We start from the raw sequence: 10659 nt of genomic DNA on the forward strand, positions 1-10659 counted from the left end.
GTCGCGCCGGAAGTCCTTGATGGAGCCTTGATAGAACTATGGCGAACAGCAAGCTCACTAATGAGCAGAAAACCTATGCTGTGCAGGCGCTGGCGTGCTTTGACAGCCCGAGCACCGTAGCGAAGGCGCTCAAGGAAGATTTCGGGGTGCAGATCACGCCCCAGGCAATCGAGTGCTACGACCCGAATAAGCGGGCAGGGCGCGACCTGGCGCAGAAGTGGCGAGCGATCTTCGAAGAGACACGCAAGGCCTTCCTGGAGGACACCAGCCAGATCGGGATCAGCCACCGGGCGGTGCGGCTTCGCACCCTGCAGCGGATGGCGGAAAAGGCCGAGACCATGGGGAACATGATGCTGGCCAAGGATCTGCTGGAGCAGGCGGCGAAGGAAGTGGGCAACGCCTACACCAACCGCCGGGAACTCGCAGGCCCAGGTGGCGGGCCAGTGCAGGTAAGGACATTGGCTGATTTTTATGGCGGGGCAAGCGGAGAAGACGGCGACACTTAATCCAGTCCTCCGGGATTTCTGGCTGACCCCGGCAAGAAACAGGGTTCTCTACGGCGGCAGGTCCAGCTCGAAGTCATGGGACGCGGCGGGGTTCGCCATCTTCCTTGCAACGCAGTGCAAGATCAGGGTGCTGTGCGCACGGCAGTTTCAGAACAAGATCAGCGAGAGCGTGTACACGCTGCTCAAGATCCAGATTGAACGGTTCGGGCTCAAGGATGAGTTCGACATCCAGAAGAACACGATCATCCACAAAACCACAGGGGCCGAGTTCCTGTTCTACGGCCTGTGGCGGCACATTGACGAAATCAAGTCTCTCGAAAGCATCGATATCTGCTGGCTCGAAGAGGCGCACAACTTGACTTCCACCCAGTGGGAGATCCTGGAGCCGACACTGCGGGGCGAGGGCTCGCAATTCTGGATCATCTTCAACCCGCGCCTGGTGACCGACTTCGTTTACCGGACGTTTGTCCGCAGCACGCCTTCGAAGACAATCAAAGGCAAGATACAGGGTGAGGTCGGCGCCACCATCAAGCGTCACATCAACTTCGATGAAAACCCGTTCCTGTCATCCACCATCCTCAAGGTGATCGACCGGAAACGGGCGGAGGACGAGGAAGAGTTCCGCCACATCTACGGCGGCGAGCCGCGGGAAGATGGCGACGCCGTAGTCATCAAGCGCTCCTGGGTTCTGGCGGCCATCGATGCGCACAAGAAGCTGGGGTTGGAACCCGAAGGGGCAAAGCGGGTCGGCTTCGATGTGGCTGACGACGGCAACGACAAATGCGCCTCGGTTGCCTTCCATGGGTGGGTGGCGACCGGGATAGATGAGTGGGCGGCAAAAGAGGACGAGCTGCTCAAATCGGCCGGCCGGGTCCATGCAGTTGCCCGGCGCCTTGGTGCCAGTATCGACTATGACAGCATCGGCGTCGGTGCCTTCGCAGGTGGCCACTTCAAAGCGCTCAATGAAGAGTTCGACATTGAGCTGGAATATCACAAATTCAACGCTGGCGATGGGGTTCTAAATCCTGATGACCAGATCGACCCGAACGACCCCAATTCCCCGCTGAACAAGGATTTCTACGCCAACCTCAAGGCCCAGGCCTGGTGGGAGCTGGCAAAGCGGTTCCGCAATACCTTCAACGCAGTCACCAAGGGCATCATGAGCCCGGTTGATGAGATGATTTCCATCTCCAGCGAATGTGAGCACGTCGATCAGCTGATTGATGAGCTCGCCACCCCGCTGCGGGACTTCGATAACGCGGGCAAATCAAAAGTCGAAAGCAAGAAAGACCTGGCGAAGCGGGATGTGCCGTCGCCGAACCTCGCAGATGCATTCGTTGCAGGCACCGCTCCTCGTGAGGCGGCGCCGCAGGTGCAGATGCTCCTGACGAAAAGGCACCGCAGATGAGCGTTACGAACTTCTTCGCCAATGCCGCCCGGCGGTTGGACCTGATGGTTCCCGGGTACTTCCCGGAGGCCAAACACAACCACTACAAGGACTTCAGCTGGCCTCAGACGCTGACCTTCCGGCAGCTGCATTCCATGTACCGGCGCAATGGCCTGGCCAGCGCTGGCGTCAATAAGACGATCCTGAAGACCTGGCAGGACACCCCGGAGATTTGGGAGACTGCCAAGGCCAAGGAAAGCCCGCTGGAGAAGGATATCCGGCAGCGCTTCGAGGATCTGATGATCTGGCAGGCTCTGGCTGAAGCTGACCGGCGCGCGATGGTGGGCGGTTATGCCGGCGTGATCCTGCGCTTCCGCGACGACAAGCGCTTCGATCAGCCGGTTGATAGTGTTCGCGGCGGCCTGGACGGGCTGGCCGAGGTCATCCCGGCTTGGGGCGGCCAGGGCGCGCAGCTGGAGGTGGCCGAGTGGGTCACAGACGAGCGCTCCGAGGATTACGGCAAGCCCAAGATGTTCCGCTTCAACGAGGCGGCGGTGGGCAAAGGGCAAAACAAAGTCCGGCAGTTCATGGTCCACCCGGATCGGGTTCTGATCTGGTCCAAGGATGGCACGATCCACTGCGAGTCAGATCTGGAGCCGGGCTACAACGACCTGCTGGACGCCGAAAAGGTCAAGGGTGCAGGCGGTGAGGGGTTCTACAAGTCCGCCCGTGGCAACCCCGTTCTGGAAGCCGACAAGGAAATGAAGTGGGCCGACATGGCGAAAGCCATGGGGGTTCCCGTTGGAGAACTCGCCGACAAGATGAACGAGCAGGTGGAGGACTTCCAGAAGGGGTTCGACAAGCTGCTGATGGTTCAGGGGATGCAGGCAAAAACGCTGCCGGTGACGCTGCCGACCGGCGACACCTACTTCAATGCGGCGGTCAATTCCTTCGCTGCCTCCCTCCTGATCCCGGTCAAGATCCTGCTCGGTTCGCAGACCGGTGAACGGGCCAGCACTGAGGACGCCACTGAGTGGAACCTGGTGAACAATGCCCGGCGCGTGAACTTCGCAAAGCCGCGCATCCGTGCGCTCCTGAACCGGCTGGAGCGTGTGGAGATCATCCCCGAGCGGGACTGGGCGATCAATTGGGCCGATCTGACCGACGCCAGCAAGGACAAGAAGATCGAGCGGGCCGGGAAGATGGCCGACATCAACAAACAGCAACAGGACGAGCCGGTTTGGCGAGCAGCTGAGATCCGGGCCGCTGCCGGAGACGAAGGCGTGCCGCCAAACGCTCTCAGCGATGATGGAGATGACCTATGAGCAAGACAGTCCGCGTCAATGTCCGCACGGCGGTGAACTCGGCAGCAATCCGGCGTGAGCGCCGCGACGGCCGGGACGTGTTGGTGGTTCCCAGTGCGACCCTGCCGGACGGGGTGGTGATGAACGGCATCCGCTACCCTGCGGAAGAGATTGCCAAGAGCTTCGCGAGCCTGGACCGCACCCCCGCTCCCTTGGGGCACCCAACCATGAATGGCAGTTTCGTCAGCGCATCAGCCCCAGAAGGCATGGTGCGCGGCTTCGTCGGCGCTTGGAACGAGAATGTGCGCCAGGAGGGAGGCCGGGTTCTGCTGGACAAGGTGATCGACGTGGAGTTTGCCAAGCAGCTTGAGGGCGGCAAGGCAGTTCTCAATGCCATTGAGAAAAGCGAACCCGTCCACACCTCAACCGGCCTGTTGTGCAATCTCGAAACCTGCAACGGCGACCAGCAGGACGGCGCCAAGAGCGTCGCTCGAAACATCGAATTCGACCATGACGCCATCCTCCTCGGAGAAGATGGAGCCGCGACCCCCGACCAGGGCGTCGGCATGCTGGTGAACAAGGCCGTTGATCAGGACGGCAAGGAAATCGAGGTCATCAATTCAGCTTACGACGAAGTTGATAGAGAGCTCGACTGGGCGGCAGATCAGGCCGCCCGTGCTGCTGAACGCTTGGCCCGCGCGCCAGCAACAGAGCGCATCAAATCCGCAATTCTGGAGGCGCTAGGCTTCCCTGCGCGGGAACAACCTCTCAACAAAGGAGAAGCAGAAATGGCTGATGAAAAGCAGCTGGAAGAGCTTTCCGTGAAGGTGAACACCCTCTCGGAAACAGTGGAAGGCCTCGTGAAAGGCCTGCCCGACTTGATCGGTAATGCGGTCAAGCCGCTGACCGACAATCTGGCCGAGATCCAGAACACCCAAAAGGCCAAGGATGAGGCCGAGAAGGCCGTGCTGGTCAACAAGGTGGTGAAAGGCGGCCTGCTTTCGGAAGACGATGCCAAAGCCACTCCGCTGAACACCCTGCGCGCTCTGGCCCCGAAGGCGGAGCCGGGCAAGGCAGCAGCGCTGAACGGTGCATTCGGCGGCACCCAGTCAGGCGACGAGTTCGCCGACTATGACCTCAACAAAGTGATCGACGGGGAGGCCAAGTAATGTCCGGCAACACCATCTATCGCGGCCCGACCGATCGTCAGCCGCGCACTGTCACGCAGAAGGTATCCGGCGCCTACCTGCCGGGCACCTTCGTTGAAGACGATGGCTCGAACTTCGTTCAGCTCACCACCGCGGTCGGCAAGCGCCCGCTGCTGCTGGGCGCGCTGGACTTCGCGGGCGCGGTCATCACTGCCGCCTACACCTCGGGTGATACCGGCGTGGCCTATGAGCCGGAGCCCGGCCAGAACTACCAGGCTGCGTTGGCGAATGCGACCTATGCCAAAGACGCACCGCTCACCATCGCGGCCGACGGCCGTCTCGCCGCCGCAACTTCGGGCAGCCGGGTTGTGGCCTACTTCAACGATACTCCGGGCGCATTCACGGCGGGCCAGCTGGCCGATGTTGTGATCGCGGACGGCTACATCGCCGCATAAGGGGGAGCCAGATGCTTCGTTTCACCCAACAGCAGCAGGCTTTCCTGCTGAACAACCGCCGCAGCTTCAACGGCCGCCAAGAGGCCCTGGCAAATGCCATGGGCGAGGGCATGCTGGGCAATGCGCACGCTTTGCCCAAGGACGTTTGGGGCCAGTGGGATCGCGAAGGCGTTGAGCTGCAGCGCTCCATGCTGGCCGTATTCAACGACCTGGCGGCCTCGGTCTCTTCGCCGATGGCCATCGGCAAGCTGATCCACTACTTCCAGACCATCAGCGACTCCGGTGAGGCGAACGTCTCCTTGGATGGCCGCTCGAAGGCCCGGACCGACAAGCCGACCTTCGACTACCACGGCACACCGCTGCCCATCGTGGACAGCCAGTTCGGCTTTGGCTGGCGCGAAGTAGAGGCCGCAAGCACCGAGGGCTTTACGCTGGATCCGGCTGCGCGCACGAACGCAAACCGCAAGGTTGCCGAAACGCTGGAGACTGCAGTGCTGAGCGGCTTCAGTTCCATCACCGTGAACGGTCAGTCCTCCTACGGCCTGCGCAACCATCCGAAGCGGAACACCCGCGCCACCGGGGTTGCTCTCAACGGCGCAACGGGCGCCCAGTGGCTGGCAGAGATCACGGCGACCCTGAAGCTGCTGCACGCGGCAAACTTCAAGGTGCCGGCAACCCTCTACCTGAACTGGGATGACTGGTTCTATGCAGGCTCCACCGAATTCGCAGCCGGCTACCCGAAGACCATTGCGCAACGCGTGCTGGAAATCCCGGGTGTTCGCGAGGTCATTCCTGCCGACAGCGTGGCTGCGAACGAGATCATGGGCGTGGTCAAAGACCGCCGGGCGATGCAGGTGCTGAACGGGATGCCGATTGCCACCCGTGCGCAGTTCCGCGCCAACCCGGAGGATGATTACAACTTCGTCACCATGGCGGCCGCTGCGCTCGAAATCAAATTTGACGCGGAAGACAACTGCGGCATCGCGCATTCCAGCTGATGGGCTTTGGTGTGGGGCTGGGTGACCGGCCCCCATCCTAAACCCATAGGAGGAAAGACCATGAAAGTGAAAATCACTCAAAAAGGCGTGTTCGACCAGAAGGGCGAACGGGTTGAAGTCGGCGAAGTTCTGACGGTGAAGGGGGGCAAGATGCCGCCTCACTTGATCGGCAAGGCCGTTGAGCTGGATGCCGCCCCGGGCGAGGGCAAGGTGCCCGTTACCAATCCGAACAAGGACACCTAAGCCGTGGTCTACGGCGATCTGGACGGCCTGCGCGCCTACGCCATGGCGCGCGGCAACTCCAGCCTTGGCGAAGATGCGGACGTATCAGCGGCTCTGCAGCGAGGGAGCGATTACATCCGCTTCTTCTATGCGGCGAACTCAGTGAGAACGCCTGCTGACAGCGATCTGGAAGCGGCTGCTTATGAGGCGGCACAGATCGAGGCGGCTAAGCCGGGGTTCTTCAATCAGACCTATACCCCGGGCGAAGCCAAGGTACTGACTGAGGTCAAAGGCATCAAGTGGACCGTGGTCGGCAATGGCGCAGGAGACGGCGCCATGACACCCACAAGCACAATCATTGAGGCCATTCTTGGCCCCTATACCCCCCGGTCCGCAGGTCTGGGCATTCGGAGCCTGGGCGCATGAGCGGCTTTGACATCGCAGAAGAGATCGCCGCGGCGCTGGCGGAGGCCGGCGAAGCAGTCGGCGACGGGCCGATGATGTGCACGCTGAAGCGGGCGGGCGAGGGCGATAAGCTCAACCCGCGCAATGTCGGCGCTGATGGCCGCCCGGTGCGCCCGGTCGACACGTTCCACGAGTTGGTGGCGGTACAGGGCTTCCAACAGGTGCGCGACGCCTCCGGCACGCTGCTGACACAGCAGATCCGCAAAGTTACAGTGAATGCCACCGGTGTTGAGCCCAGAGACGGCGACACTATCGCGATAGGCGTTGCAATGGCGGATGCGGCAGAGGACACTAAATACACGCGTATCGAGAAAGTGACCCCATTCGCTCCCGGCGGAACGGCGCTTTCCTATGACTTGGAGCTGAAATCCTGACCGACCTGGTGCAACAGAATGCAGACTTGTTTCAGGGCATCGACAGCCCATCGCAGGCCTACACTGTTTACCGCCACCTTGAGGATGGGAACGAAACGCTGGCCACCCTGGCCGCAGCTTATCCTGTTGAAATCTTCCAGGACGCAGACAAGCAAATCCAGAGCGCGTTCCTTCTGGGTGTGCTGATGGGGCTCGCAGCCAACATTTGACAAAACGAGAGGGTGCCATGGCATCTCAGCGGCAGGCCTTGATCGAGGCGCTGCGCAAACTTGAACCGGGCATTCGCCGCGCGTTCGAGGATGCGATACAGCGCGCCTCAAGCGCAATCAGCTTGAAACAGGTGATCGAGTTGATGGAAGCGAACCGCTTTGAGGATCTGGTGCGGCTCCTGCGCATTGATCAATCCGTCCTGTACCCGCTGACTGAGGCTCTGCGGGGCGGGTACATCGTCGGCGGCAATCTGGGCTCGGCTGTGGCCCCGAAAAGCCTGATTGGCTATTTCGGCTTCAATGGCCGCCATGAACGCGCCGAGGCATGGCTTACGCAGAACGGCGCCCGGTTCATCCAGGGGATCACGGAAGAGAGCACTCAAACAGTGCGCACCGCGGTGCAGGCAGGTATACAGCAGGGGCGTTCGTCCCGTGCAGTTGCGGCTGAGCTGATTGGCCGGCGCGTTGGCAGCCGCCGGGTAGGCGGCTATCTGGGGCTCACCGCCCAGCAGGCGGACAGCATCATATCCGGCCGGTCCAAGCTGGCCAGCGGTGATCCAGTACAGATGCGGGAATACCTGGGGTTGAAGCTGCGCGACAAGCGGTTCGACCGGACCATCCTCAAAGCGAGCCGCGAAGGCCGGTCCATCACCGGCAAGCAGTTGGATCAGATCATGGAGGCGCACCGCTCCAAGGCATTGCGCTACCGTGCCAAGGTGGTTGCCAAATTCGAAGCCCGCGAGGCGCTGGCAGCTGGCCGCGAGGAAGCCATGGTGCAGCTGCTGGACCGTCCGGACGTGGAGGAAGTCACCGCTCGATGGCAGCACAACCTGAGCAAGGAACCGCGCCCGGACCACGTGACCATGAGTGGCACGGTGATCACGCTGGGGCAGGGGTTCCAGTTCCCGGACGGTACCCGCATGAAACGCCCGCATGATCAGAACGGTCCGCTACGGCACCGGATCGGCTGCAATTGCATGGCCATTTACCGGTTGAAACTGCGGAGGCACGGATGAGCAAGAGTTTCGAGCTGCAACTGGCTGAAATCGCAGATCGGGTTTTGGATGACGCCAAATTCATCGCCACCGAAGCAACGCAAGACCTCATGGAGGCAGCGCAGACGCCGCAGATAGGCGTGTCGCGCGGCGGCGACGGCTTCGAAGAGGGCAAGATCCCTGTTGATGAGGGTGATCTGATCAACTCGCTTGTCAGCAGTCTAAACGGGGCGCGGGTCGGAGGTGAGGACCAGGCGAGCTATGGCGTGGCCATTGCCGGTTTCGAGCTCGGCGACGTGCTGGAATTCGGTTGGACGCAGGAGTATGCGCCGGCCATCGAATACGGCTGGACTACCGGCAGCGGCAAGCAGGTGCCGGGCCGCCACTTCGTGGGCGCCAACGTAGCCCGCTGGCAGGAGTTCATTGATGCGGCGGTAGCGAAGGTGTGCAAATGATCCGTGAGAGTGATATTTCCGACGCCTTAGCGGCCCGTCTGGAGGAGGTCGTCGGCATCCCGGCCATCATCTGGGAAAACGAGGACGCAGAGCCGAATCCCGAGGAGGAATACATTGTTGTTGAGCTAGTGAGGTTGCCCCCGCAGGATGCAACGCTGAACGGAGACGGAACGGTCCAGCGGGGCTTTATGCAAGCTGCGGTTCTCACTGAGCTGGGCCAGCTCGCTCGCCGGGGGGAACGGCTGGCTGAGAACATCGCCGAGCATTTCCCCAAGGCGTTGAAGCTGGCTGTCCCGGGCGGCAAGATCACCATTAACCGCCCGGCCTTCATCGGGAAGGGCTACCGGGATGGCACGCATTGGAGGGTGCCGGTCCATATCCACTACCAAGCATCTTAAGTAGCCAATGGAGGTCGAATTGACTGGCAAAACCAAATCCCAGCCCACTGTGCGGAAGGCTACTGCCAAGCCGCAGCGCGTTGAGCTCGTGAACACCGACAAGCGCAACGGCACAATCGGCCAGACCGCGCGGCCGTTTGAAACGGATCTGGACGCCTGGCTCGCGAAGGGCTGGACGCGGAAATCGGCGGGGAACGCCGAGTAACCCCACCGGCTCGCGGGGCAAAGCGGGCATTCCCCACAACCTGAACTGAACACCCCGCGTGCGGGGTTTTTCTGCATGGAGAACTGACATGACGCAGAACCATCTCGGCAAGACTATTTTTGTTGCCAAAGCACTGCCCGCCACCAACGACTCCGCGGGTTTCGAGGCGCTGACCTGGGTGCAGGCCAAGGGCCTCATCACCCTTCCGCAGCTAGGCACCTCGCATTCGATGATCGACATTCCTGACCTGTCCACCGGCTTCACCACTGCGGTGAAAGGCGCGGGCCAGGGCGTTGATACTACCATGACCTTCCGCAAAGTGGACGGCGACACCGGCCAGGCCGACTTGATCGGCCAGGCTATCGACAACGACGGAATCCTGTCCGTGAAGATCGTGAACGGCACTGGCACTGACACGGGCCACGGTCCGGCGCCGGTGACCGGTGATGCGGTCGAATACGCACAGGGGATCGCGCACAGCTACCAGCCCAACCAGGGCGACAACAGCTCCCATGAGGGCTTCCAGGCCGGCTTCCGCCAGAACGCACTGACCGTCGAGGCCACTCAGCCCGCCTAATCCCGGCCGGGACCGGGGCGGGCCGCGTTCGTGGTCGCGCCCGCCCCACATCACGCAACCACGATTTCACCACATCAACACCACGGAGAATGAACCATGACCGCATTTGCACGCATCAACACCCGCCAGGACGCTGAACAGGGTGCAACCTGGCACGTCGAATTTGACGGTGAGCCGCTGTTCCATGACGGCGAGGCAATCGAGATGGACTTCCTGGGCCTGGAAAGCGATGCCGGCCGCCGTGCCGCAGCTGCGATGGTCCGCAAGATGGACAAGAAAAGCAAAGGCAAGCGCAAGAGCGCGACGATGAGCGTCCAGGACATGATCGACGCCGCCGAGGACAGCGAGCTGGCCCGCGCAGAGTTCTACTCGAAGCTCTGCACCGGCTGGCGCGGCGTGACCTACATTGAGGACGCTGACCTGGATAACCCCGATGCCCAGCCCGCGCTCATGGAGTTCTCGCGGGAGAACGCGCTGAAGCTGTTCAGCACACGCGTCTGGATCATGGAGGGGGTTGATGGTTTTTTGGGCGACAAGGGCAACTTCACGCGGGAAATCGTGAACAGCTGATCCTCGCCGCCCAGCAGCTGGGGTTCCTGCACAGCGCTATCGAGGTCAAAAAGCCTGACGGCAGCGCGGAACGCACTGAGCCCCAGCGAATCCAGGCTTACTTGGATGCGGAAATGGATCCGCCGCTCCCCGAGCTGAGCGAGTACCAGAGCATGATCTGGCGGGCCTTCCTTGAGGTTGGCCCTGCCATGCCGGGTTCGATGGACGAGGTTCCGCTTTCCTGGGCAGAGGTTGACGCCTTTGCTCGCAACAGCCCGGAAATCACCGATGCCTGGGAGGTCCAAGCGCTGGTGCGGATGAGCCAAGAATACCTGTCCGAACGGCGCAGGGGAACTGAGGCGCTCACAAAGGCCCCAATGGAGAGAGAGGAAGCGGTATGATCCTTGAAGTG

The 10659-nt window shown here is 61.6% G+C and carries 17 protein-coding genes; all 17 read left to right on the plus strand.

Features of this window, described 5'->3' with window-relative positions:
* The first annotated feature begins 38 nt into the window (after nt 1-38).
* Nucleotides 39-506, plus strand: a complete 468-nt coding sequence (locus tag METH_RS06530; protein WP_024089639.1) for a DUF2280 domain-containing protein — start codon at nt 39-41, stop codon at nt 504-506.
* A complete protein-coding gene (locus METH_RS06535; protein ID WP_024089640.1) occupies nt 472-1914 on the plus strand; it encodes a PBSX family phage terminase large subunit in 1443 nt (480 codons plus the stop codon). The genes METH_RS06530 and METH_RS06535 overlap by 35 nt, the downstream gene beginning before the upstream one ends.
* A complete protein-coding gene (locus METH_RS06540) occupies nt 1911-3218 on the plus strand; it encodes a DUF1073 domain-containing protein (RefSeq protein WP_024089641.1) in 1308 nt (435 codons plus the stop codon). Before METH_RS06535 ends, METH_RS06540 begins: the two co-directional genes overlap by 4 nt.
* Nucleotides 3215-4366 (plus strand): hypothetical protein, encoded by a 1152-nt coding sequence (locus tag METH_RS06545; RefSeq protein ID WP_024089642.1) that lies wholly within the window; start codon nt 3215-3217, stop codon nt 4364-4366. Before METH_RS06540 ends, METH_RS06545 begins: the two co-directional genes overlap by 4 nt.
* Nucleotides 4366-4800, plus strand: coding sequence for a hypothetical protein (locus tag METH_RS06550; protein ID WP_024089643.1), 435 nt, complete (start codon nt 4366-4368; stop codon nt 4798-4800). Before METH_RS06545 ends, METH_RS06550 begins: the two co-directional genes overlap by 1 nt.
* 11 nt (nt 4801-4811) lie before the next feature.
* Entirely contained in the window at nt 4812-5798 is a 987-nt protein-coding gene (locus METH_RS06555) for a major capsid protein (protein ID WP_024089644.1), read from the plus strand.
* Between the two features lie 60 nt (nt 5799-5858).
* Nucleotides 5859-6041, plus strand: coding sequence for a hypothetical protein (locus tag METH_RS06560; protein ID WP_024089645.1), 183 nt, complete (start codon nt 5859-5861; stop codon nt 6039-6041).
* A 3-nt stretch (nt 6042-6044) separates the two neighbouring features.
* Nucleotides 6045-6446: a hypothetical protein gene (locus tag METH_RS06565; protein ID WP_024089646.1), complete on the plus strand. Its 402-nt coding sequence runs from the start codon at nt 6045-6047 to the stop codon at nt 6444-6446.
* Complete coding sequence (locus tag METH_RS06570; RefSeq protein WP_024089647.1) at nt 6443-6859, plus strand: hypothetical protein; 417 nt, start codon at nt 6443-6445, stop codon at nt 6857-6859. The genes METH_RS06565 and METH_RS06570 overlap by 4 nt, the downstream gene beginning before the upstream one ends.
* 8 nt (nt 6860-6867) lie before the next feature.
* Nucleotides 6868-7068 (plus strand): hypothetical protein, encoded by a 201-nt coding sequence (locus METH_RS06575; protein ID WP_044008350.1) that lies wholly within the window; start codon nt 6868-6870, stop codon nt 7066-7068.
* A gap of 17 nt (nt 7069-7085) precedes the next feature.
* On the plus strand, nt 7086-8084 hold the full coding sequence (locus METH_RS06580; RefSeq protein ID WP_024089649.1) for a hypothetical protein: 999 nt from the start codon (nt 7086-7088) through the stop codon (nt 8082-8084).
* A complete protein-coding gene (locus METH_RS06585; protein WP_024089650.1) occupies nt 8081-8518 on the plus strand; it encodes an HK97 gp10 family phage protein in 438 nt (145 codons plus the stop codon). The genes METH_RS06580 and METH_RS06585 overlap by 4 nt, the downstream gene beginning before the upstream one ends.
* Nucleotides 8515-8916, plus strand: coding sequence for a phage tail terminator-like protein (locus METH_RS06590; RefSeq protein ID WP_024089651.1), 402 nt, complete (start codon nt 8515-8517; stop codon nt 8914-8916). Before METH_RS06585 ends, METH_RS06590 begins: the two co-directional genes overlap by 4 nt.
* A 7-nt stretch (nt 8917-8923) precedes the next feature.
* On the plus strand, nt 8924-9121 hold the full coding sequence (locus METH_RS06595; RefSeq protein ID WP_024089652.1) for a hypothetical protein: 198 nt from the start codon (nt 8924-8926) through the stop codon (nt 9119-9121).
* 88 nt (nt 9122-9209) lie between these two features.
* Nucleotides 9210-9698: a hypothetical protein gene (locus METH_RS06600; RefSeq protein ID WP_024089653.1), complete on the plus strand. Its 489-nt coding sequence runs from the start codon at nt 9210-9212 to the stop codon at nt 9696-9698.
* 96 nt (nt 9699-9794) lie between these two features.
* The gene (locus METH_RS06605; protein WP_024089654.1) at nt 9795-10268 is read left to right on the plus strand and encodes a hypothetical protein; all 474 of its coding nucleotides are present in this window, start codon (nt 9795-9797) and stop codon (nt 10266-10268) included.
* A gap of 113 nt (nt 10269-10381) precedes the next feature.
* Nucleotides 10382-10648: a hypothetical protein gene (locus METH_RS06610; protein WP_024089655.1), complete on the plus strand. Its 267-nt coding sequence runs from the start codon at nt 10382-10384 to the stop codon at nt 10646-10648.
* The last annotated feature ends 11 nt before the right edge of the window (nt 10649-10659 follow it).

This window comes from Leisingera methylohalidivorans DSM 14336 (assembly GCF_000511355.1).
GTDB classification, from domain to species: domain Bacteria; phylum Pseudomonadota; class Alphaproteobacteria; order Rhodobacterales; family Rhodobacteraceae; genus Leisingera; species Leisingera methylohalidivorans.